This is a genomic window from Arthrobacter sp. AIWTK1, assembly GCF_056680535.1.
This window is the reverse complement of sequence record NZ_CM155287.1, coordinates 1,054,984-1,076,688: the sequence shown is the minus strand read 5'-3', so window position 1 is coordinate 1,076,688 and position 21,705 is coordinate 1,054,984. Positions and strand designations below refer to the sequence as shown.

20 protein-coding genes and 1 pseudogene are annotated in these 21,705 nt (G+C 62.2%); 13 read left to right on the top strand and 8 right to left on the bottom strand.

The features are described from left to right. Positions 1-28 precede the first annotated feature (28 nt). From AC1MDG_RS05085 to AC1MDG_RS05075, 3 genes are read left to right on the top strand one after another with little or no spacing between them, the layout of a single operon-like run. Positions 29-994 carry an ARPP-1 family domain-containing protein gene (locus AC1MDG_RS05085; RefSeq protein WP_479807937.1) on the top strand — a complete coding sequence of 322 codons (966 nt, stop codon included), beginning with the start codon at positions 29-31 and terminating at the stop codon, positions 992-994. Then, a complete protein-coding gene (locus tag AC1MDG_RS05080; protein WP_479807936.1) occupies positions 991-2,541 on the top strand; it encodes an ADP-ribosylglycohydrolase family protein in 1,551 nt (516 codons plus the stop codon). The genes AC1MDG_RS05085 and AC1MDG_RS05080 overlap by 4 nt, the downstream gene beginning before the upstream one ends. 39 nt (positions 2,542-2,580) lie before the next feature. Next, complete coding sequence (locus tag AC1MDG_RS05075) at positions 2,581-3,480, top strand: RNase H family protein (protein WP_479807935.1); 900 nt, start codon at positions 2,581-2,583, stop codon at positions 3,478-3,480. A gap of 390 nt (positions 3,481-3,870) precedes the next feature. Here AC1MDG_RS05075 and AC1MDG_RS05070 read toward each other — a convergent pair whose 3' ends face one another. After that, a complete protein-coding gene (locus AC1MDG_RS05070; RefSeq protein ID WP_479807934.1) occupies positions 3,871-4,731 on the bottom strand; it encodes a VWA domain-containing protein in 861 nt (286 codons plus the stop codon). Positions 4,732-5,259: 528 nt separating this feature from the next. Between AC1MDG_RS05070 and AC1MDG_RS05065 the strand changes: the two genes are divergently transcribed. From AC1MDG_RS05065 to AC1MDG_RS05035, 7 genes and pseudogenes are all read left to right on the top strand, one after another. Further along, positions 5,260-6,369: a DUF475 domain-containing protein gene (locus AC1MDG_RS05065; RefSeq protein ID WP_479807933.1), complete on the top strand. Its 1,110-nt coding sequence runs from the start codon at positions 5,260-5,262 to the stop codon at positions 6,367-6,369. 21 nt (positions 6,370-6,390) lie between these two features. Then, positions 6,391-6,981 carry a TerD family protein gene (locus AC1MDG_RS05060; RefSeq protein ID WP_479807932.1) on the top strand — a complete coding sequence of 197 codons (591 nt, stop codon included), beginning with the start codon at positions 6,391-6,393 and terminating at the stop codon, positions 6,979-6,981. Between the two features lie 30 nt (positions 6,982-7,011). Continuing rightward, on the top strand, positions 7,012-7,593 hold the full coding sequence (locus AC1MDG_RS05055) for a TerD family protein (RefSeq protein ID WP_479807931.1): 582 nt from the start codon (positions 7,012-7,014) through the stop codon (positions 7,591-7,593). Positions 7,594-7,742: 149 nt separating this feature from the next. Continuing rightward, on the top strand, positions 7,743-8,936 hold the full coding sequence (locus AC1MDG_RS05050) for a toxic anion resistance protein (protein ID WP_479807930.1): 1,194 nt from the start codon (positions 7,743-7,745) through the stop codon (positions 8,934-8,936). A 21-nt stretch (positions 8,937-8,957) separates the two neighbouring features. Then, positions 8,958-9,470, top strand: coding sequence for a hypothetical protein (locus AC1MDG_RS05045; RefSeq protein WP_479807929.1), 513 nt, complete (start codon positions 8,958-8,960; stop codon positions 9,468-9,470). A 9-nt stretch (positions 9,471-9,479) separates the two neighbouring features. Continuing rightward, positions 9,480-10,022 carry a TerD family protein gene (locus tag AC1MDG_RS05040; RefSeq protein ID WP_479809023.1) on the top strand — a complete coding sequence of 181 codons (543 nt, stop codon included), beginning with the start codon at positions 9,480-9,482 and terminating at the stop codon, positions 10,020-10,022. Between the two features lie 999 nt (positions 10,023-11,021). Beyond that, positions 11,022-11,120, top strand: a pseudogene (locus tag AC1MDG_RS05035) (diacylglycerol kinase); the annotation flags it as partial. A gap of 35 nt (positions 11,121-11,155) precedes the next feature. Here AC1MDG_RS05035 and AC1MDG_RS05030 read toward each other — a convergent pair. Next, positions 11,156-12,232 carry a methyltransferase gene (locus tag AC1MDG_RS05030; RefSeq protein ID WP_479809022.1) on the bottom strand — a complete coding sequence of 359 codons (1,077 nt, stop codon included), beginning with the start codon at positions 12,230-12,232 and terminating at the stop codon, positions 11,156-11,158. A 268-nt stretch (positions 12,233-12,500) separates the two neighbouring features. Then, entirely contained in the window at positions 12,501-13,073 is a 573-nt protein-coding gene (locus AC1MDG_RS05025; protein WP_479807928.1) for a hypothetical protein, read from the bottom strand. Between the two features lie 235 nt (positions 13,074-13,308). Here AC1MDG_RS05025 and AC1MDG_RS05020 point away from each other — a divergent pair, with 235 nt between their 5' ends. From AC1MDG_RS05020 to AC1MDG_RS05010, 3 genes are read left to right on the top strand one after another with little or no spacing between them, the layout of a single operon-like run. Beyond that, positions 13,309-13,989, top strand: a complete 681-nt coding sequence (locus AC1MDG_RS05020; RefSeq protein ID WP_479807927.1) for a DUF998 domain-containing protein — start codon at positions 13,309-13,311, stop codon at positions 13,987-13,989. Positions 13,990-14,030: 41 nt separating this feature from the next. Continuing rightward, on the top strand, positions 14,031-15,116 hold the full coding sequence (locus tag AC1MDG_RS05015; protein WP_479807926.1) for a hypothetical protein: 1,086 nt from the start codon (positions 14,031-14,033) through the stop codon (positions 15,114-15,116). A 43-nt stretch (positions 15,117-15,159) separates the two neighbouring features. After that, the gene (locus AC1MDG_RS05010) at positions 15,160-15,831 is read left to right on the top strand and encodes a hypothetical protein (protein WP_479807925.1); all 672 of its coding nucleotides are present in this window, start codon (positions 15,160-15,162) and stop codon (positions 15,829-15,831) included. A 90-nt stretch (positions 15,832-15,921) separates the two neighbouring features. Here the strand turns inward: AC1MDG_RS05010 and AC1MDG_RS05005 are convergent, their stop codons facing one another. From AC1MDG_RS05005 to AC1MDG_RS04985, 5 genes are read right to left on the bottom strand one after another with little or no spacing between them, the layout of a single operon-like run. Then, positions 15,922-17,001 (bottom strand): LacI family DNA-binding transcriptional regulator, encoded by a 1,080-nt coding sequence (locus AC1MDG_RS05005; RefSeq protein WP_479807924.1) that lies wholly within the window; start codon positions 16,999-17,001, stop codon positions 15,922-15,924. A 38-nt stretch (positions 17,002-17,039) separates the two neighbouring features. Next, on the bottom strand, positions 17,040-17,945 hold the full coding sequence (locus tag AC1MDG_RS05000) for a carbohydrate ABC transporter permease (protein ID WP_479807923.1): 906 nt from the start codon (positions 17,943-17,945) through the stop codon (positions 17,040-17,042). Beyond that, positions 17,942-18,823 (bottom strand): carbohydrate ABC transporter permease, encoded by an 882-nt coding sequence (locus AC1MDG_RS04995; RefSeq protein WP_479807922.1) that lies wholly within the window; start codon positions 18,821-18,823, stop codon positions 17,942-17,944. The genes AC1MDG_RS05000 and AC1MDG_RS04995 overlap by 4 nt, the downstream gene beginning before the upstream one ends. Positions 18,824-18,871: 48 nt before the next feature. Continuing rightward, on the bottom strand, positions 18,872-20,209 hold the full coding sequence (locus tag AC1MDG_RS04990; protein ID WP_479807921.1) for an ABC transporter substrate-binding protein: 1,338 nt from the start codon (positions 20,207-20,209) through the stop codon (positions 18,872-18,874). A gap of 44 nt (positions 20,210-20,253) precedes the next feature. Continuing rightward, positions 20,254-21,690: a glycoside hydrolase gene (locus tag AC1MDG_RS04985; RefSeq protein ID WP_479807920.1), complete on the bottom strand. Its 1,437-nt coding sequence runs from the start codon at positions 21,688-21,690 to the stop codon at positions 20,254-20,256. Positions 21,691-21,705: the final 15 nt, after the last annotated feature.

Below are 21,705 nucleotides of genomic sequence, written 5' to 3'. Positions count from 1 at the left end.
AAATGCATTAAATCAACCGGAGGTCACCATGAAAGTCCCGCAACTCCACGTCGGCGCCGGCAGCACGCTCGGCCCCCTCAGCATCTTCCCCGTCTGGACCTCCGGCTCCGGGAGCCTCGGCATCAGCACCGGCACCCACGCCGACGTCGCGGTCACCGAACTCGCCGGCGGTGCCCAGGTGGAACGCCTCACTGCCACCAACAAGGGCCCGCACCCCGCGCTGCTGCTGGAAGGCGAGCTGCTCGAAGGCGGACAGCAGCACCGGACCTGCGCCCGCGACGTCGTCCTCGGCCCGGGCGAAACCCGCGACATCGACACCTTCTGCGTCGAAGCCGGCCGCTGGGAAGCCGGCCAAACCACCCACCGCCGGCAGGCCCGGCGCGCCCCGCTCAACGTCTGGTCCGAGCTGGCCAACGGCCCCGGCGGACAGCGCGGCGGCAACCGCCAGGGCCGCATCTGGGAGCGGGTCAGCCGCTTCGACAACGCCCGGGGCGCCTCCGTCACCAGCTCCCTCCTCCAGCACATGGACAGGTTCAAGGACGACAAGGAGGAACGGAACCGCTTCAGCGCCGCGGACGCACCGAAACCGCTGGAAGGCCAGCGCGGCGTGGCGATCGGCCTCGGCCAGCAGCCGCTGCTCCTGGAGGTCTTCGGCACCGGTACGCTCTTCCTCGGCCACTACCGCCAGCTGATCGAGGCGGCCCTGCTGGACCTCGAACTCCTGCCGCCCCAGGCGGTGGCATCCGGACCGATGCCCGGCCAGCGCGCCCGCGACTTCGCCGCCCACGTCCAGGCCATGGACTTCGGAACGTTCGACGACGGCCCGGCCGCCGTCGAGGTCCGCGACCACGGCGCGCTCCGCAGCCGCAATATCTCCCGCGCCGCCGGAGCGGTCACCGCCGCCGGCATCGCCGTCGCGCTCCCCCAGCGCCGCCCCCAGCTGGCCCACCTGACCGGCTGGAACAGCAAACACCCCCTGATGGAGATGGCATGAAACTGAACCCCTTGCAGAATGACCGCGCGGCCGGCGTCCTCGTCGCCCCGGCCGCGGGCGACGCCCTTGGAGCCGGCTACGAGTTCGGCGCACCGCTGCCGGACGGCGCGGAAGTGACCATGAAGGGCGGCGGCCCGTTCGGGTTCGCGCCGGCCGAGTGGACCGACGACACGTCCATGGCCATCCCGATCGCCCAGGCGCTGCTGGAATCTGCTTCCGGCGCCGGGTCCTCCTCCCCCGCGGCGCTGACCATGGTGGTCCGGGCCTGGACGTCCTGGGCCGCGGAGGCGAAGGACGTGGGCGCGCAAACCAGCGCCGTCATTGCGGCAGCCCGACGGCGGGCTTCCGCTGCCGGGCGGAGCAAGGTACACGCGGCCGACTTCAGCGCAGCCGCCGCGGACTCCCACGCCCGCACCGGCCGCAGCGCCGGCAACGGCTCGCTGATGCGCACGGCGCCGCTTGCCCTTGCGTACCTGGACCGGGAGCCAGCCGAACTGATGGCTGCCGCTGGGGTGATGAGCGCCCTGACCCACGCCGACCCCAACGCGCAGGAGGCCTGCGGGCTGTGGTGCGTTGCCATCCGTCACGCGGTTCTCACCGGGCAGCTCGACGTCCGGGCCGGGCTGCCACTGCTGCCTGCTGATCGGGCCTCCGTGTGGCTGGAGCGGATCGAGACGGCCGAGCAGTCCCGGCCCCGTGACTTCACCCGCAACGGCTGGGTGGTGGAGGCGTTCCAGGGCGCGTGGAGCGCCATCCACTATGCGGGACTGTCGGCGTCGGGTCCGGCCCACTTGCGGGCCGCGTTGGAGGAGGCGGTTCGCGGCGGGCGTGACACCGACACGGTGGCCGCGATCGCCGGCAGTCTGCTGGGCGCCGCCTACGGCTACACGGCAGTGCCCTTCGAATGGCGGCGGCGCCTGCACGGCTGGCCGGGCCTGCGGGCCCGCGACCTGATGACCCTCGGCATGGAGCTGGGCCGCGGCGAGGGCCGCCGGTCCGTGTCCTGGCCGCGCGCCGAACGCCACGACTACAGCATGTGGGGCCGCACCGACGCGCTGGTCCGGCACCCGCACGATGACGGCGTGTGGCTGGGCGGGGTCGGCTCCCTTGCGCGGGTGCGTGAGCTGGGGATCGATGCGGTGGTGTCATTGTGCCGGCTCGGTACGCAGGATGTTCCCGCTGTGGCCGCGGAAGATCACGCCACGTTCTGGGTGGTTGATTCTCCTTTGGAGGGTGACAACACGCATGCCGGCTTCGTGCTCCGGGAGGCAGCGACCGCCGTCGAACGTTACCGATCAGAAGGCAAGACGGTGCTGCTGCACTGCGTGCGGGCGGAATCCCGGACGCCCACGGTGGCTGCGCTATATGGGGCTTCGGAAGCCGGGGTGTCGCCGTTGGAGGCTCTTGAGGATGTGCGGCGGGTGCTGCCTGGGGCACGGCCGAATGGTCTGTTTATGCGGATGCTCAGCGATGCCGGTGCGCCGCAGCAGCCGACGTCTGACGCAGCCGGGGTCGTGGCCGCGAAAAATGTCAGTGGCCGTTTGTAGCCTTCCCACTAACAGTTCATCCGCTCCAAGGAGGACCACATGCCGTTTCCCGCCCCGCCGCTGCGACGAGTCCAGTCGGCCGCTGAAGTTGTTGCAAAGCGTTCCGGACTCACGGTCCTCATCGTGCCGCGGCGGGGCCTGGTCCTGTGGGCCGTGGCAAGAACGGTCGAGTCAAACGTGATCGGAGTGCGCTCCGGCTGGCTCGCCGAAGCCGCAGCAGGACCGCGCTGGGGCAAAGCGTACGAGGAGGCTGTCCATGCGCTTGTGGAACTGGTTCCGGATCGTAGCGAACCCGTCTTTTCCGTGGTGGATGCGGCGGCGGAACGGTTGCTGGAGCTTGGACTTCCGGTTGTTCATTCCTATCCGCCGGCGGCTGGTGTGGCGGCCACGGAAGGGGCCATCGCCGAAAGCCTCGATGCGGTGTTCTCCGAGTTGGAGATTGCCACCGACGCCTCGGTGGGTCATCGCACTCCCTGGGCAGGGCACGGCTGGGTGTTGGATTTTGGAAAGGGGCAACCGCTTCGAGCCGGCCTGAAGGCTGTGAGTGGCGGGAGCATTCTGGAAAGCGAGCTGCGGGCGATCCGGCTGGCCCTTGGCGCAGCCAAGAACGCACATACGGCCGCCCTGGATGGACGGTGCGCCGTCACCGTTTGTTCCGACAACCTCTCGGCCGTCAGGATGCTCAGCGAGGGAGACTCGCCTCGAGAACGATCGACGTTGGCCTGCCGTGATGAAGTGCAGCGGATCCGCACGCTGGTTGCCTTTGCCGACGTCCGGTTCCTCTGGGTCAAAGGCCACGCGGATCACCGGCTGAACATTCTTGCTGACCGGCTGGCGGTCATGGCCCGCAGGCACAAGGAAGCCGATCTTCCGCCAGACAACACTTGGCGCATAGTCGCCGGAATCGTCGAACAAGGGAATTTGGATCTGGCAGCCTGAGCACGGTTTTGTAACCGCTCCCGCACGGACAAGTCTTGGGTTACGGCCGTGACCCTCTTGGGTGGTCAACGTTGCCTAGACTGAGTGCCAATCAATGCATTAGGTCAGGTGCTGGATAAGCCCAGTAGCTCCACCTCTGATACATCCGGTAATGACGGTCCCCAAGCTCCCTTTCGGCGCTCCTGGAACCCAGAGCCTCCTTCTCCAAACCAAAGCCCTTGTCTTCGGCTCCGTCCTACGCGAAGGTTCCCGAGGCGAATTGGGGCCAAGGCAGCTCACAAAGTCTGCCCGGCCAGGAAGGCCGTGATGGCGCTCTAAGACTGGAAGATTTTGTGGACCGGGAAAGGGCTTGAACCTCCCGGAACCCTGCGGCCGCGGCTCATGTGGACGCTATTTGATGAGACCCTTGTTACGGACTTCTTGGAGCCAATCCGGGAATTCGGTCAGCATCTTCTCGAATAGTACGGCGTCGCTAATCGCGTCCACGTCGCCGATGGGCTCGTAGTTCGCGTTGTCTACAAAACGTTGCGTGAGCGTGTCCAACTGCTCGAGAAAGGTCATAGATTGCTGTCCAATGGAGAGAAATTTCCAGAAGATCGGAGAGGTGGACACTTCGGTCAGCGCTTGAATGGCTGCGTCCTTATTGTCGGGTGCGCCGTCGGTCAGGAACAGCACGTACACCGGGATGTCCGCGGGTGCCGGGCCGGTGCTGGTCGGCGAAGGTTGTGCTTTGCCGAGTCCGAAGAAACCCCGTTTGGGCGGCGCCGGCGGAGCAAATCCAAATTGATTCCGGATAGTCAGGAATGCGTCGGCATAGTTCGTAGTGCCCATATGGCGTCCCTTGGTCAGGCGGTCTACGGAGCTGGCGAAGTCATCGATGGTGATCTCGCCCAAGTATGCAGCCTTGGAGTCAAAGACAAAGAAATCGATGGCTCCGTCGTCGTCGAACTGGGTTGCCAGGGCTAGTGCCTTCTCGACCAGTCGCTGCATAGCCCCTGACCTGTAAACCGATCCCATAGAGCCGGAGTAGTCCAGTGCAACAGCGACCTTGGCCGTCTGGCCGTTCAAACCTGATAGGTCGACGGCCTGAGATGCAGTCTTGGCCAGAGGGAGAAGACTTGGCGCCTGGGCGCTAATTTTGTCCAGAGAAAGTGCCATTACTCGTCCTGTTCGTTGATTGCTGACTGGAATAATGCTGACGTTCGTCAAAACGGCTGCCTCGCGCTGTTGATCCAGCGTCAGGTGCGCCATCTAGTACTTAGAAGACAAGTTGTACCTCGAAGCGCGCGCTTCTCCGTCCGGCATCTCAACTCGGTCACTACAAGGGTTAGTGGGCCACAGTAATGAAAATGACACCTAATAAGAGCCGAGTTTCGCGCCTTCCGCCTGATCGTGGAGACAAATCGAAGACCATCTGATTGATTTCTGACATCTAATGCCCCCATTGATTGTGCACTGGCATCCGGCCTGCCGCTCAGGACGTAGTCGATGAAATGACATTCTCCCGCCGAATTCTCCTACTAAATATAACTGTCCACACACTCAGACACTGCGGGCAGATAGTAGTAGCAGAATGAGTAAATGATCCATTCCTCAAGATTAGATCAAGATCAGGGAAAGATTTCCCAAGGGTGCCACTTATGGCCACCCCAACCCTGTTCAAGAGACGAAGCGTGGCTAAGATAATCAAACGAGTCAGGGGGGACTTACTCCTGGTAGCACGTCGAAGTCATACCGCTTGCCGGCGGCCGGACCCGCTTTACAGGAGTTGGATTAATAGTGATTCTAAAAACTTTCGGATGGTCGTTCGGAGTAACCGCGGCCGCTTTGCTAATTGCCATCTTCTACGGTGGTCCGCAGGCGCTGATACTTTGCCTCATCCTTGGCATCCTCGAAATTAGTCTCAGCTTCGATAACGCGGTGGTGAACGCGCGCATTCTTGAACGCATGAACCCGTTCTGGCAAAAGATGTTCCTGTCCGTCGGCATCGTGATTGCTGTGTTCGGGATGCGCATCCTCTTCCCACTCCTGATCGTCGGGATTACGGCCAAGCTGAACCCCGTCGAAGCGGTCAACCTGGCACTTCAGAAGGGGGATCCTCATACTCCCGGAACCTACGGATATTTGCTTCATGAGGCCCACCCTCAGATCGCAGCCTTCGGTGGACTATTTCTGCTTATGCTTTTTCTGGATTTTATCTTCGATGATCGTGACATCAAGTGGATCAAGGCGCTGGAAATTCCGTTAGCTAGAATTGGCAGGCTAGAGGGCGCCTCCATGGTTGTCGGCCTAGTTGCCCTGGCAGTTGCGGGCTGGTTTTCGGGTGAACACCAAGGCATCGTTCTGCTGTCCGGACTCATGGGAATGGTCACGTATCTCTTGGTAAATGGCCTGGGCAACCTATTCGATGTGGACGAAGATGGCGACGTTGATTTCGATGATGCCTCTTCTGCCATCCATGCTGGACCGAGCGGCGCAGCCAAGCTCGCGGGCAAAGCAGCCTTCATGCTCTTCCTGTACTTGGAGGTTATTGACGCCTCCTTCTCCTTTGACGGCGTCATCGGCGCGTTTGCTATCACGTCTGATCCGATCATCATCGCCCTCGGCCTGGGACTCATTGGAGCTATGTTCGTCCGCTCGCTGACCGTGTACCTCGTGAGGCAGGGAACTCTCGACGAATTCGAGTATCTCGACCATGGCGCCCACTGGGCAATCGGCGCACTTGCCGTCATCCTGTTAGTCACAATTACGGTGCCGGTAAATGAGGTCGTCACCGGGCTCATCGGCGTCGTCTTCATCGGCGCCGCATTCGCGGGTTCAGTCATTCGTAACAGACGGTCCACTGTCGAGGCTGAATCGCCACAACCGGTTTCAACGATTAGTAAATAGACATACGAGGGGAGTAAAACAATGGGGTTGAGTCTGAAAAAAGGGCAGACGCTGTCCTTGACGAAACAAAACGGCGAATCATTGACTTACATTCGCCTAGGCTTGGGTTGGGATTCAGCTATTCCTCCAAAGCGCGGGTTTTTCGGCGCGGCAAAAACGGTCGAGATTGATCTGGATGCTTCAGCGATTCTTTTCGACGCCAACCGACAGCCGCTGGATATTGTGTTCTTCAACCAGTTGAGCAGCCAAGATGGGTCCATCCAGCACACCGGTGACAACCTCACCGGCGACGGCGATGGCGACGACGAAACAATCAAAGTGAGCTTGCCGTCAGTCTCGGCTGCGGTGCGACACATCGTTTTTGTCATTACTAGCTACAGCCAACAGACGTTCGATATGGTTCAGAACGCGTTCTGCCGGGTCATTGATGACTCTGTGCCGGGCAGCCCCGAAGTTGCCAACTATCGACTGGGAGAATCAGGTCCTTACACGGCAATGGTGATGGCGAAACTGTCCCGTGTCGGAGGCGCATGGAGCTTCCAGGCGATAGGCGCTCCGGCTAATGGCAAGACAGCTCATGACGTTATCCAGCACGCAGCAAGCGTTCTCTAAAATCAAACCCACACATCTAAGGAGACAACCTTGGCAAGCTTGACCTTAAGCAAGGGAAGTAATCTGTCCCTCAGCAAAGCCGATCCCCAACTTCGTAAGGCAATGATCGGATTGGGATGGGATCCGCGTACGACAGCCGGTGAACAATTCGACCTCGATGCTTCGGCGCTCCTTCTAACCGCCTCCGGCAAAGTTCGATCGAACGATGACTTCATTTTTTACAACCAGTTGTCCTCCTCGGACGGTTCGGTCATTCACCAGGGTGACAACCGCACCGGAGAGGGCGAGGGCGACGACGAACAGATACTCATCGACTTGGCTGCCGTTTCTGTTGAGATCGAAAAGATTGTCATTGTCGTGTCGATTGATCAGGCGGAAGCTCGCCGGCAGAACTTCGGGCAGGTCAGAGACGCCTTCTGTAGGGTCGTCAACGAAGACACCGATAACGAAATTGTCCGGTACGACTTGACCGAAGACGCAGCAGCGGAAACCTGCATGATCTTCGCTGAAATTTACCGCCACAACGGAGACTGGAAATTCCGGGCTGTGGGCCAGGGATATGCCACGGGGCTTCGCGGCATTGCCTCTGACTTCGGTATCGCGCTGGACTAGTTAGACGCGTGGTTCATGGAAGTCTCGCACTTCCATGAACCACGCCCCAGGAAACCACCTGAAGGAGCAGAAAATGGCCGGACTCACCCGGTGTCGCCGGTGACATCGGCGTCCATCTCGGATAACACCCCTACGCGAAGGATTCGACTATGAGTATTCAGCTGACGCCACCGAGTGCGTCCGATTCGCCTCTCCTCCTGAAGGCTCCCGAAGCTCCGGAGATCGTCCATGAAGACGCAGCACCAGGTATGGTTCCCGTGCCAGCCGAGCGCCAGGCGGAGATCAACCAGCAGGCTAGAACTTTCATAGCCGAAGTCGCCGCTCTGAACCCTCACAGCCCCGAATACACTAGTAAGATAGACGGGATTAATAGGCTTGCAGGACAGCAGCTGGTGGCTTCGTCGAACACTTCGAGCCGTCTTCTCGAGCGTTCCTCGACGTCGGTTGCGGGTGCCAAAAGGTCAGGAAATAGCGCCCAAGTTTACGTTGCTTCTACTCTCGGCGAGCTGCGATCGACTGTAGAAGATCTCACCCCTAACCGTGCCGATCTGAGCGTTGGCCGCAAGATCCTCGGTGTTCTTCCCGGGGGCAACAAGCTGGCCAAGTACTTCCAGAAATATGAATCAGCCCAAAAGCAGCTGGACAAAATCATCAAGTCGCTTATGGCGGGCCAAGACGAGCTTCTGAAAGACAACGCGAGTCTCGCCCAAGAAAAGACCCAGCTTTGGGACACCATGCAGGGCCTGAGCGAGTATGCCGTTTTTGCCAAAGCGCTGGATGCTGCAACAGTCGAAAAGATCGACTCGATGAAACTCGATGGGCACATCGAGGAGGCTAACAAGCTTGATTCGGACGTCCTCTTTCCCATCCGTCAGCGGCACCAAGACATCCTCACGCAACTCGCGGTTTCCGTGCAGGGGTATTTGGCCATCGACATGATCCGCAAGAACAACACTGAGCTCATCAAGGGTGTTGAGCGCGCACGCACTACAACGATTTCGGCCCTTCGAACGGCAGTGATCGTAGCCCAAGCGCTTGCCAATCAGAAGATGGTGCTTGACCAGATCGATGCCATTAACGCCACAACTAACAACATGATCCTAAAAACCAGCGAAATGTTGAAGGATCAGACCGGCAGAATTCACCAACAGGCTGCCAGCTCCGGTGTCAGTGTGGAAACCCTCCAGAGGGCCTTCGACAACGTCTTCCAGACGATGGATGCAATCGACACCTTCCGCTCACAGGCGAACAAGAGCATGGAGGGAACGGTCTTGGCCCTCGAGTCCGGTCTGGAGCGCGCCCGCCCTTATCTCGAACGGGTTCGTCAGCAAGAGGGCAAGTGATGCGCGACGCACGCCAACGAAATGGTCGGTAAGTTTCTGGGTTCGCTGTTCGGCAATGGTTACACTCACCAAGCCCTTGCCGAACAGCGACCTATCGCCGAAGTCGAAAGCACCGATGACCTAGCCCTAATCAAAAGTGCGCTGAGCGCGCTTCGCGCTGACCTGCGCCTCAGCGCCGGAAAACTGCCGACCGTCGCCTACTCCCAGTTCCGTCAGATTGACGACCTAGTCATGGCATTGATAAAGCACATGCAGGTGTCCGGCGGGTCCACAGAACAGTGGGTATTGCTCGGGGCTGTCGTCAGCGACTACCTCCCGACATCGTTGCACACGTATTTGATGCTTCCGGAATCGGCCCGTCAGGACGATTCTCCCGCGTCCCTCGTCCTATTTGCGCAGCTATCGACACTGCATGCAACTGCGATGAACCTCAATGATCAGGTCCGAAGCGGCGCAGCAACGGAACTCGCAATTCATGGTCGGTTCCTTCAGGATAAATTCGATCTGGGTTCTCTTCATCTGGAAGGAAATTAGTTGCCATCAATGATTTCCGGCAGCAACGCGTCGTTGACGGCCGAGAACCCCGACCTCCGAACCGTCCTCGTGGGTTTCGGCTGGACTGTTACCCCGAGTCGGGGACCGCAATCCGAGCTGGTACCTATAGCAATCATGTGCGGCCATGACGGAAAAGCCCTATCTGATGATCATCTTGTGTTCTTCAATCAACTCTCGTGCCCCGCGGGTGGCGTGGAATTCGCCGGCACAGAGGACGTAGAACAAATCGATGTCCATCTGGACCAAGTTCCTGACACAGTGCGGAAGATTGTCTTCGTGGTCTACGTCGATCCCGACGTACGCGGACCAGGCAACTTCAGCGCGGTGAAGAACTCTTACGTTCGGCTTGCCGATGAGAGAAACCGTGAACTCCTGAGGTTCGACATCCCGGGCGGCAGCCAAACCCCGATCAAGGCCATGATGTTTGGGGAGCTGTATCGTCACAGCGACGGATGGAAGTTTCGGGCGGTGGGTCAGGGTTATCAAAATGGACTTGCCGGCGTGGCCGCCGACTATAGATTGAGTCTCTGAATTGGACAGCCGACGCCTGACTCCCCGCCCAGAGATCACATACATCTCCCGACGCAGGAAGCCGAAACAACCGGACGCAACCTTCGACCAGAACAGTGATGACCCTGGGCGTTGGGGGTACAACGTGCGGCCGACGGCCACGCTGGACTTCACCCGCCCAAGGCGCGACGGCGAACGATCCGTTCCGCTGACGCGCTCTATAACTTCGGCGTCGCCCGCTGAAGCGGGATTGACGCTTCGGGGAACGCCATCTGTCGAAGCACGGTCCGCCTCCGCAAATTACGACGCTGGGCGGGATCGCTCAGCCACCTTGGAACTTCGCAACTCTGGACAGTCGGCGATGCCGGGAACCACCGTCAGCCGGGCGCGCAAGCTTCGCGAAAGCCTTTCAGGGCTCCTGTTTCCGGCTCCAGGCTTCGGCCGTGTCCATCATTTCTCCGAGGAGAGTCCGCTGGCTCGTCTCAACGCGCGGCAAGCAGGAATCGGTACCCTCCTCATTTCCGGTGCCCGATCTACGGCGTGGGAAGGGACCGACCTCATCACAGGCGCCGAGGACGTCAACGGAAATAGAGCAGGCACCACCATCCATACGCGGGGAAACAGGCCTTTGGTGGCGTTTCACGAGGGCAACGTCACGGTCACTCTCCGCCACGTCGCGCATTTGCGCCGGGCGATATTCATAGCGTCCGACGCACCTCTGATAGTCGGACTCTTCGACGAAGCAGCTGCTGTGGTACCGCCTGCTAATTCGAATGGGGAAAGGGCGGTCTTGTACCTCGCCCGAATTGGTGAATTGCTAGAGCTCCGGGCCGAATACATAGCGGAGGCTAGCGATCAGAACCTATGGGCCGCATTCGGCTTCCGGATGACCACGCCCTTGAATGAACGCCCAGCAAGGCAATAAGGGTGCCGGACAACATTGGGGGAAATATGCAGCACTTTAGGGCGATAAGCACGAGCGAGCGTGAACGACCGTTCCTCGTTGAACCGGAATATACCACGCCCACCGACTTCACTGTCCAGCGCAACGCCGTCCACGTGGTGGTGCCCCAGAGCAGCACCAGCGCGCTGTTGGACGGACCGGGCGCCGCGGACTGACCGCCGTCGTGAATCCCGACGGCGGAAGGTTGTGACTATCGGCGAACAAGCCGCCACAGCGACGTGACCTCGGCCGTGCGCGCCTCGAACAGAGGATCGTCGCGGTCCGATGCCTTCGGATGCGTCGGCTTGGTGTCCAGCCGTTCCACCACCTTCAGTCCAGCCGCCGTGATGGCGGTCAGCAGATCGTCACGCGTCCGCAGGCCAAGGTGCTCGGCCAGGTCGGAGAGGACAAGCCAGCCCTCACCGCCCGGCTCCAGATGGTCGATGAGACCGTTCAGGAAGCGGAACAGCATCCTGCTCCCGGGGTCGTAGACGGCGCTGTCCAGGCTGGAATGCGGCGTGGCCGGAATCCAGGGCGGGTTGCACACGATGAGCGGTGCCCGTCCGGGCGGGAACATGTCGGCCAGGACGGCCTCGGCACGGTCCTGGACACCGAGGTTCCGGAAATTCTCAGCGGCGCAGGCGATGGCACGCGGTTCATTGTCCGTCGCCACCACGCGGCGGACGCCACGGCGGGCGAGGACGGCAGCGAGCACCCCGGTGCCGGTTCCGACGTCGAACGCCAGTGTGTCAGCGGGCAGCGCAGCGGCGGCGACGAGATCCACATACTCGCTCCGGGTGGGGAAGAACGTGCCATAGTGCGGGTGGATGCGGCCCTGCAGGGCATCGACGTGGACGCCATTCCGTCGCCACTCGTGGGCGCCAATGGCCCCGACCAGCTCATGCAGGGACACAACGGAAGATTCGCCGATGTCCCCATACGCTTCGGCGGCGGCCTGCCGGATGTCCGGTGCGCGGCGCAGCGGCACCACCGGGCCCGGATCAAGGGGTATCAGCAGCAGGCCGAGAATACGTGCACGGTGCGAGCGGGACTGGCGATGCCGATAGAACCCATCGGCCGGAGTTGCTGATACGTCCTTCTTTCCGGCGCTTATCCGCCGGTCTATGGCGTTGAGGATCTGCCGTGCGTTGTGGAAGTCACCATGCCAGAGCATCGCAATCCCCTGTGACGCCATCCGGTTCGCATCATCGGCCGTGAGGGAGTCGGAGACCACTTCGACGCGCGTCGGCGCCGGTCTGCCGTTTGCTGAACGCCATCGCGCGGTCATGCTTTCACCGGCCTCGGACCAGGTCACGGGAGCACGCTCATCCACCGCAGCTGCGCGCGAGTGGTTGAGGACCGACGTCGGGATTCCCACGGGAGCTGGCGTGTCGGTAGTGATAAAGATCCATTCCAAGCGTCAGAGGAGCCGATCGGCGACTGACGATTGCGGCGGTGATTCCACGACGTCCAAGGCCACGGCCCAGGATTCCGGCCGTCATCCGGCCACGAACTGAGCTTGGTCGATGGCCACTGGCGCCCTTCAACCTACATTGTCAGGATACAGGTGTGCCGTGGCCGCCACCCTCCGCTGCAGAGATCTGCCGCTTGACCTGCTCAAGCTCAACTTTGAGCAGGTCAACGGTGGCACGGTATTTTTCGAACTCCGCCGACCGGCGCCTCGCCATGGCAAAACTGATGACGGCGGCCAGAATGGCAAGCGGGAACGAGAGCAGCAGGGCCCAGCCGGACACGGCAAGGAAGTCCAGCGCTACGGGAAGTGCCTGCGTGAATGCCACGAAATCGTTCACCCCACCAACCACTCCCTGCAGAGTGGAGTCCAGGGGGCCAAGGTACTGCCCCACGATAGGCGTCTCGGAAAACGACGGAGCGCTCAACGGCGGTTCTCCCCCCGCCGACCAGCGCGAATCACGGAAACTATTCAGGACGTAGATCCCTGCACCCGCGTTGAGGGCCGCGAAGAGCAAAACAGCTCCAAGCGCCGTCCAATGAAGCCTGCGCCAACGCCAGACACCGGCCACCAGCGCGAAGACTATGGCCGCAGCCCAGGAAAAGTTGCGGAGTTCGTCGCGGCCCATGCCGCCCAGCAGATCCAAAGTATTGCCCACCCTTTGCAGTTGATGCTTGTTGCGGTCCCAAGCAATGCCTGTTCAGGTCCCAAGGGAGCCTATCCCAGCCACCCCGGTGCATGTGGCGGTACTTAGGGGCGAAGGGCAAGGCCGTTCGGCCCTATCAACCTGTGTCAACCGGGCCAAAGCTTAAAGCAGATAGGCGCTGGGGCGGATGCCCGCGGGCCCCTGCACCGAGCCTTTGCCGGACCGCGGTCTCTGAGGACATCCGGACATGTCAATCGACAAGCGCCGACTCCCGCAGCGCAGGCGGATTGCACTGCAGGGAGACCGCCGCAATGACGTCACTCGCAAGGCCCTTCTCGCCGCAGGAGCGCTGTCTTCGCTGCTCTACGTGGTTGCCACAGACGTCGTGGCCGCGTCTACGTGGGACGGGTACCGCCGCACGGAACAGATGGTGAGCGAGCTCTTCGCCGTCGGCTCCCCCGGCCGGGACGTCCTGGTGCCCTTCACGTGGCTCTACACTGTGCTGTTTACCGCGTTCGGGGTGGGCGTCTGGAACTCCGTACGCGGCAACCGCGCCCTGCGCATCGGCGGCGGCATGCTCATCGGGTACGGGCTCTGGAACATCATGGGCGCCCTCTACCCGCTGACACTGGGGGACGATGCTTCCGTTCCCATGCATATCCTCGTCACCAACATTCAGCTCGCCCTTATGGTCGCGGCAATGTGTTTCGTGGCTGCGGGGTTCCACGGCCGGATGCGCGCCTATTCGATCGTCTCGCTCGCGTCTTCTGCGGTCATGGGCATGGTGGCATTCATGGCGGCCCCGGGGCCCAACCTCGTGCTGGGCATCAGCGAGCGGATCAGCATCGGGGCATTCCTGCTCTGGGTAGTTGTCCTCGCTACCGCGCTGTGGAAGCGGCCTGCCGCTGACAGGACATCACAGGTTTAGGCGCCATCCCCTCACTGAACAGCTCCCGGAAGCGGCCAACGATGCTCGAAACTGCACGCAATACCAGGACCCACGGACGCCGCGACCTGGTCACCGAACTCCTGGGCCTGTGGCTGGTGCTGGCCGTCTTCCTGGACGGCTGGGCACACCTGAACCTGCCCAGCCTGGAGACGTTCTTCACCCCGTGGCACGCTGCCCTCTACTCCGGCATGCTGGCGACGGCGGCGTGGACCGCCGTCGTGATCTTCCGGAACCGGGAGCCGGGGCAACCGCTGGTGCAGGCCATCCCGCCCGGCTACCGGGGAACCGTAGTGGGGCTCATCCTCTTTGCCACAGCCGGCGGCCTGGACCTGCTGTGGCACGAGGTCCTGGGCATCGAGGTCTCGCTGGACGCCCTGGTCAGCCCCACCCACCTGCTGCTGGGCTTCAGCCTCTTCCTCATCCTCGGCACTGCGGTCCGCAGCGCCCGGGCCAGTCATTCGGCCAGCCCCGACGATTCCCCGGCCCTGACCCCGGCGGCACTGTTCGCCGTCGTACTGATGACCGGGCTGGGAGCGTTCTTCCTCATCTACGTCTCCGCCTTCGTCCGGCCGGGGCCAACGGCCCTCTTTGTTCCGACGCCGGTCGGCAGCCCCGGGCGCGTCCAGTCGGAGCTGCCGGTAGTCGTCACCCTGGCCAGCTACCTGCTGACCACCTTGCTGATCATCGCCCCCTTCCTCTTCATGCTTTCCGTGGCGCAGCGTCCGGCCCGCGGGGTTGTCACCATGCTGGTGGCCGCTGCAGCGTGGCTGCCCGTCGCGATGCTGGGATTCCGCACGTATTCCATTGCTGGAGCCGCAGGCGCCACCACTGCCGCCGTCGCGGCTGACCTGCTGCTGGCCCGGCTTCCGGAGACCTGGCTGCGCAGGCGGCTGCCGGCCGTCACGGGAGGAATCGCGGCTGTCCTGTGGACGGGACAGCTCGTGGCGTTCGCGGTAACGGACGCGATCCGCTGGCCCGTCTCGCTCTGGCTGGGAGCAGTGGTACTGAGCACCGCGGTGGCCGCGGGCCTCGCCCTCCTCGCCTCCTGGGGTCCGGCGGGTTCGGCGGCTCCGGCGGGTTCGGTGCCGGACTCCGCCGCGCGGTAGCGGCCTCTCACAGCCAACGGCGGACGCAGTTCATAATGACCAAGTGATCACGCTCGTCAAAGTCCTCCACACCATCCTCTTCACTGCCGGCTACCTGGCCATCGCCGTGGTTGCCTCAGTGATCAGCTACTACGGCAGGCCGGAGCTAGGGCTGGGCATCATCCTGACCGCAACCGCCATGTTGGTGACTCTGCTCATCGCTTCCGCCGTGGTCAATCGCCGGCCCAAGCGGGCGGTGCAGTCCGCAAAGAATGCGGAGGCCGCTGCCGCGGCCGGACACACCAAGACCTACAGCGCGCACATCTCGGAATCCTACGAACACGATGCCCACACTGTTTGGTCGCTGATCCGGCCGGCCGAGAGCGCCGTGTTGCTCTCCAACGCACAGCGGGCCTTCACCGTCCCGGGGACACCTGTTGGCGTCGGGGAACAGCAGTGCTTCATCGGCCGCGACGGTTCGGTTTCCATCATCGAGGTCATCGGTGAAGAGAGCCCGTGGTGGGCAACTACGAGGCCCATATCGCCGGGCGAGATGACTAGCCGCTCGACCTATCGCCTTGAACCGACCTCAACCGGATGCACTCTCACTCTTGGAACCGTCATTGAACTCCCTGCGAACGAAGTGCTCGCGGAAGACCCCGACCACTGGTGGGAAACCCAAATGAGGCCCTACCTGACCCGGATCAAGGAAGTCCTGGCCGCCCGGCAAACGTAGCGCGCCCGGACCGAGGCGACGGCGCCGGCCCAACCGGGTGCCGCCGTCGTACTTCTCTTCCGGCCGGCGCTCCCCCAGGCGCCCGGCAACCTACGCCGGTGAGTGCACCGCCACGGACGCCCGTTCAACGACGGGGCACATGATCTTCACCGCAGCGTCGTTGGAGGCCTCGTCCAGGCCCAGCAGCATGCGCACTCCTGCCGCCCCGAGTTCGTAGTGGGGCAGGGACACCGTGGACAGCGGAGGCCTAAGGTGGGCCGCGATAACCTCCTGGTTGTCGAAACCCACAACAGCCATGTCATCTGGAATGGAGAGCCCGTTCTCCCGCAGGCCGTCGTAAAGTCCCATGGCCATCCGGTCGTTGTAGCAGAACACAGCGGCCACGTTGCGCTTGAGCAACTCTTCGGTAGCGCCGTATCCGCCTTCCTGATCCGGATAAGCTTCCAGCACCAACTCCGGGTCGAAGGGAATTCCGGCAGCCTCCAGCGCATCCTTGTAACCTTGGAGCCGTCCGTCCCTGGCAGGCGCGGGAGTGGTGGCGTTGATGAAGGCGATGCGCCGGTGGCCGCCGCGGAGCAGGATTTCCGTCGCGGACTTCCCACCTTGCTCTTCGTCGGGTACAACAGCACGGGCAGCGCCGGGCTCCGGCGAGAAGCAGTTGACCAGGACGAAGTCCGCCTCGCGAAGTGTTTCCGGGACGACAGTGGGGCGGTGAAACCATGTGGAGTACAGGATGCCGCGCACCTTGTACTCCAGCATCATGGCGATCGCATCCGTTTCCAGATCGCGGTTTCCCTCGGTGTTGGCGATCAGTAGCGCGTAGCCGTGTTTCCAGGCTTCGTCCTGCGCCCCATGGATGATCTGACCCGCGAACGGGGTTGTCGCGACACCGTCTGCGACGAGCCCGATGAACCGTGAGGTGCCGCTGACCAGCGTCTTGGCCATCGCGTTGGGGCGGTACCCGAGCTGCCGGATCGCGTCCTTGACGCGCTGACGCGTCTGCTCTGCAATGCGGGCGTTCTTCTTCTTGTTGATCACCAGCGACACCGTGGCAGTGGACACACCGGCTGCTTCAGCTACTTCGCGGAGAGTCACAGGCTGGGCACGGCTTTTCCTCACAGGAACATCGGGGGTGGCCGCGTTGCCTGAGTTTTTCTCCTGCGAAATCATCTGTCCTCCATCAGGAGTATATCCATCAGCCATGGCCGTCATCCCTTCGTCGCCCCGCCTTCCAAGCCCTGGATCATGGCCTTGTTCAGTACAAGGAAGACCAGGAGCAGGGGCGTGATGGTGACGCACACAGCGGCGAAGGTGGCGGTCCAGTCCACTTTGCCCATGGCGCCGATGTAGTTCTGCAGGCCCAGGGGGATTGTTTTCAGGTCCTCGGAGAGGACGAACGTGTTGGCAAAGATGAAGTCATTCCAGATGAAGATGCTGTTGACCAGCACCACGGTGACCACTGTATTCAGCGACAGCGGCAGCGTAATCAGTCCGAAGATCCGGTACGGGCCCGCGCCGTCAAGGGAGGCGGCTTCGTAGGTTTCCCGCGGGATGTACTCGAAGAATGATGAGAACAGGTAGATGGACATGGGCAGCGCGAAGCCGGCCAGGGGGATAATCATCGACTGGTAGGTGTCCAGCAGGTTCACTGTTGAGTAATCGATGAACAGCGGCACCAGGGCGATCTGGACGGGAACGATGATTCCGATCAGGAACAGCCCGCGGACAAACCTGCTCAGCCGGAAGCCAAGGACCTGGATGGCGTAGGCGGCCATCATGCCAAACAGGACAATCAGGACGTTGGCACCCATGGTGACGATGAAGCTGTTCAGGATGTACCGGCCGAGATCGCCCGTTTCGAACGCCCGCGCGTAGTTCTCCCACGTCAGCGAGCTCGGCAGGGCGAACGGGTCGCCGGTGGCAAAGTCGTGCTCGGTGCGCAGGCTGGTCAGGAACAGCCACGCGAGCGGGTAAACCTGAACGATCACAATCAGCATGATCAGCACCCGCGACAGGGTCCGGTACAGGCTGGGCTTCCGGCGTCGCCTTGTGATGGCGGGTGCAGGGGGCACGACGGCGGTGGGTGGAGTAGCCGGCGCTGTCTGGGTGATCATGAGTCTGCCTTCCGCTTGAGCATAAACAGGATGAGGCCGACGGCGACCAGGCACTCGATCACGATGAACACGGAGATGGTGCTGGCGTACCCGAAGTCGGTGCTGGTGAATGCTGTTTTGTACATGTAGGTGGTGAGCAGTTCGGAGGACTGGCCGGGACCGCCGTTGGTCATGAGGTAGGGGATGTCGAAGCCGCGCAGGCCGTAGGTGGTGGCCATGATCGTCGTCGTAATCCACACCGGCCGGATGTACGGGAAGCGGATCCTCGTGAAGAGCGTCCATTTTGAGGCGCCGTCCAGAACCGCAGCTTCTTCCAGCTCCTTGGGCACGGCTATCAGCGCTGCGTAGATAATGAGCATGTACAGCCCGGTGAACCGCCAGCCCTCTGGGGCGGAGACCGCAGCGAGCACCGTGTTGACGTCGGACAGCCATGCGCGTTCCAGGTTGCCGAGCCCGATCCAATGCAGGAGCTGGTTGAGCAGTCCGACGGGGTCAATGGAGTAGATGCGTACAAAGAGGAACGCGATGGCCACCGTGGAGATCACGGCGGGCAGCAGGTAGAGGGTCTTGATGAGCTCCCGTCCCCGGCGAAGCGACGTGAGCAGGCTGGCGACGGCCAGTGCGCCGCCGAGCTGCAGGACCAGGCAGATGGCCAGGTAGAGGAGCGCGTTGAAGAACGAGCGCCAGAAGATGTCATCGGCGGTGAGCATCCGGACGTAGTTATCCAGCCCGACGAATTCCATGTCGCTGATGCCGTTCCAGGAAAAGAAGCTGAGGAACAACGATTGAAGAATCGGGAAGAGTACGGCTGCGCAGTAGAGCAGCAACGGTGGAAGCAGGAAAACCAGGACTGAGGTCCTTGACCTGTTGGGAAGCATGGCTGGGCCTTTCGGGCGGGGGACCTTCCGATCCCCCGCCGCTGCGGTTTACTTGAAGAACTTGGGGGCGTTCTGCTTGATGGTGTTGTCCATGGTGCTGGTGAATTGCTCAGGCGTGATGTTGCCCTGCACCAGGAGCACGAGTTCCTGCTGGAGCCTGCCGTTGGTGGTGGGGTCCAGCTGGGTGTCCCACGGCATGGCCTGCTTTGCCCCGAGGGTGTCCGCCGTCTCCAGGGCCTTCTTGTACAGCGGGGTGGCGTTGGCCGGGACCGTCGTCTTCACATTCGTGGTGGGTGAGAGGGCACCGGTGGCCGCGTACTCGGCAGGGTACTTCGCCAGGGCAAACTTCAGGAAGTCACTCACCAGCGGATCGTAGGTCTTGGAGTTGACGGCCATTCCGATGCCGGACGGGGAGACGAACTCGTTGGCCGACGTCACCGAACCGTCCGTCGTCGGCAGGGTGAAGAAGTCCACGTCGTCCCGGACCGCGGAGTTCAGTTTGTCGGTGGCCAGGCTGGGCAGCTCCCAGGTGCCGATGTTATACATCGCCGCCTGGCCGGAGGTGAACTGGTTCTGCGCGTCGGAGTAGCCCTGGGCGGAGAAGCCATCCTGGAAGCACTTGGCCTTGCCCAGCTCGGCCATCCATTGGACTGTCTTCTGGCCGGCAGGATCGGAGAACTTCGCCTCGCCCTTCTTCAGCTTCTGGACGAACTCGGGACCGGCTTCCCGGAACGGCTGATAGGCCACGTAGCGTTCCAGCGGCCACTGGTCCTGTCCGTCAATGGCGATCGGCGTGATTCCCGCAGTGCGCAGCGCGGTGCACATTGCCGGGATGTCATCGAGGGACTTCGGCACCGTAACGCCGGCCTTTTCCAACAGCTTCTTGTTGTACCAGAAGTACTCCAGCTCGAACTGGAACGGGATCATGTACAAGGAGCCGTCGTCAAAGCGCTGGTAGTCCAGGGCCCCGGGGCGGTAGTCGTCGTAGATGTCCAGTGACTTCAGGAGCTTCTCCGCGTCGACCATTTTGCCCTGCTTTGCCAACTGCTGGGCGAAGGGCGTGGCGTCCGTGTCGAAGAGCTCAGGGAGCTTGTTGGCCGCAGCCAGGGTCTCCAGCTTCTGGATGTAGGAGGGTCGGTCCGGGGTGGTAATGAGGTTCAGTGCGAAGCCCGGGTGGTCCTTGGCATAGTCGTCAGCGAGCTTCTTCATGATGTTGATGACTGCACCGTCGGCCGGACGTGACAGCAGCCACGAAATTTCACGGGGTTTGATCTCCCCGGTGGGGCTGACGTTGGCCGGGTCGCTGGAGGCTCCTACTCCGCCGCAGGCTGACAACGCCAGGGCGGCGGCAGCTGCGACGGCGGCAGCACGGAATAGTTTCTTCATTGCGGCAATCTCCCTTGATTGGAACAGAGGTTGGAGTGGGATGTTCAGTTGTCGGTGCGCTTACGGATCTCAAGTTCGGTGACGGTGGCGGATCCTTCGCCGGCGAAAAGGCCGATCCGTCCGGCGGGCAGGTCGTAGATCCGGGTGCTGAGGGCCACCTGACGGTCGACGACGGCGACGCACAGGTCGCCGTCGACGATCACCTCCAGGGTGTGTGGGCCGGGGGCGAGGCTGCAGGGGCGTTCCAGTTCGATGTCGAACGGAATGTCTCCGGACACGTGCCATTGGGCGTCGCCGGTGATGGCCCGGGGCCAGCGGTCGAAGACGAGCCGGCCGCGTTTCGGTTCCAGCCGCAGAATGTACGAGTGGTCCCCATCCTGGCTGGCGCGCAGCAGCATCCCGCATTCGGTGGTGCCGGGGCCGATGTCCAGCACAGCCTTGGCATAGAACTGGCTGGGCAGTTCTTCGTCGGAGATGACGGCGGTGTAGCCGTCTGGCGCGTCCAGCCGTATAGGCAGCCCGCCTGTCAGTGAAACGGCGACGTCGTCCCAGAAGCTGTCCACGAGTTCGTCGGCGAAGCCGAAGGCGAGCGACCCGTCCGGGTTTTGGCGGGCTTCCAGAACGGACATGGTGCCGGCCCACTGCCAGGGGCCGTCGTCGGTGTTGCCCTCCTTGCTGGCGATCCACCCGAAGAAGAAGCGGCGGCCGTCCCGTTCGGCAGACTTTGAGGCGTAGAAAGCCCGGCCGTCGATGCTGTCCAGATCCGGGACGGTCCAGGGCCCGTCGGGGCTCTTGGCCATGCGGTACCGGGTGGTAAAGGATTCGGAGAACTCGGAGTAGACCATGTACCACCAGTCGCCCCAGACGAAGACGTCCGGGCATTCGTGCGTGATGTAGCGGCGTGGATCCCAGAACGGCTCGGCATACTCCCAATTCATCAGGTCGGTGGAGACGCACTGGGCGATGACGCCGCGGCGCCGTTCCGGTCCGGTGGAGTGCCGGGCCGCCAGCAGCATTTTCCACCGGCCGTTGCTTTCATCCCGGAACACGAAGGGATCCCGCCAGTCCCCGGACTCGAAGCCGTCGGGTGCGCCGAAGGTGAGTTCGGGATGTTTGGTCCAGGTCTGCATTCCGTCGGTGCTCGTGGCGTGCATGACCAGCTGAAGGGGCGCCCCGTCCGCTCCCAGGTTGCGCGGGTTTTGCCCTGTGTAGAACAGGTGGTGGATGCCGGTTTCATCGACGACGACGCTGCCCGTGTAGGCATTGAAGTCCAGATCGTCCTCGGTGCCGTGTTGCAGGGCAACGCCGTGGTCCTCGAACTGCGTGAGGTCCTTGGTGGTGACGAGGTTCCATGACGTGCCGGGTTTCGGGTCCGAGCGTACTTCGTGGAGGTAGAAGAGCCAGAACTCTCCGTCCTTCTCGAAGGGGATGAGGTCACCAACCCATCCATCGGTGGGCTGGAAGAAGACTGAGCGTTTCATCTGCGCTGATGTCCA

What these genes read in the sequence shown, in the direction of transcription:
- AC1MDG_RS05085 (WP_479807937.1), top strand. Translation starts at nt 29, where the DNA reads ATGAAAGTCCCGCAACTCCACGTCGGCGCCGGCAGCACGCTCGGCCCC.
- AC1MDG_RS05080 (WP_479807936.1), top strand. Translation starts at nt 991, where the DNA reads ATGAAACTGAACCCCTTGCAGAATGACCGCGCGGCCGGCGTCCTCGTC.
- AC1MDG_RS05075 (WP_479807935.1), top strand. Translation starts at nt 2,581, where the DNA reads ATGCCGTTTCCCGCCCCGCCGCTGCGACGAGTCCAGTCGGCCGCTGAA.
- AC1MDG_RS05070 (WP_479807934.1), bottom strand. Translation starts at nt 4,731, where the DNA reads ATGGCGCACCTGACGCTGGATCAACAGCGCGAGGCAGCCGTTTTGACG.
- AC1MDG_RS05060 (WP_479807932.1), top strand. Translation starts at nt 6,391, where the DNA reads ATGGGGTTGAGTCTGAAAAAAGGGCAGACGCTGTCCTTGACGAAACAA.
- AC1MDG_RS05050 (WP_479807930.1), top strand. Translation starts at nt 7,743, where the DNA reads ATGAGTATTCAGCTGACGCCACCGAGTGCGTCCGATTCGCCTCTCCTC.
- AC1MDG_RS05045 (WP_479807929.1), top strand. Translation starts at nt 8,958, where the DNA reads ATGGTCGGTAAGTTTCTGGGTTCGCTGTTCGGCAATGGTTACACTCAC.
- AC1MDG_RS05040 (WP_479809023.1), top strand. Translation starts at nt 9,480, where the DNA reads ATGATTTCCGGCAGCAACGCGTCGTTGACGGCCGAGAACCCCGACCTC.
- AC1MDG_RS05030 (WP_479809022.1), bottom strand. Translation starts at nt 12,232, where the DNA reads ATGACCGCGCGATGGCGTTCAGCAAACGGCAGACCGGCGCCGACGCGC.
- AC1MDG_RS05020 (WP_479807927.1), top strand. Translation starts at nt 13,309, where the DNA reads ATGTCAATCGACAAGCGCCGACTCCCGCAGCGCAGGCGGATTGCACTG.
- AC1MDG_RS05015 (WP_479807926.1), top strand. Translation starts at nt 14,031, where the DNA reads ATGCTCGAAACTGCACGCAATACCAGGACCCACGGACGCCGCGACCTG.
- AC1MDG_RS05005 (WP_479807924.1), bottom strand. Translation starts at nt 17,001, where the DNA reads ATGATTTCGCAGGAGAAAAACTCAGGCAACGCGGCCACCCCCGATGTT.
- AC1MDG_RS05000 (WP_479807923.1), bottom strand. Translation starts at nt 17,945, where the DNA reads ATGATCACCCAGACAGCGCCGGCTACTCCACCCACCGCCGTCGTGCCC.
- AC1MDG_RS04995 (WP_479807922.1), bottom strand. Translation starts at nt 18,823, where the DNA reads ATGCTTCCCAACAGGTCAAGGACCTCAGTCCTGGTTTTCCTGCTTCCA.
- AC1MDG_RS04990 (WP_479807921.1), bottom strand. Translation starts at nt 20,209, where the DNA reads ATGAAGAAACTATTCCGTGCTGCCGCCGTCGCAGCTGCCGCCGCCCTG.
- AC1MDG_RS04985 (WP_479807920.1), bottom strand. Translation starts at nt 21,690, where the DNA reads ATGAAACGCTCAGTCTTCTTCCAGCCCACCGATGGATGGGTTGGTGAC.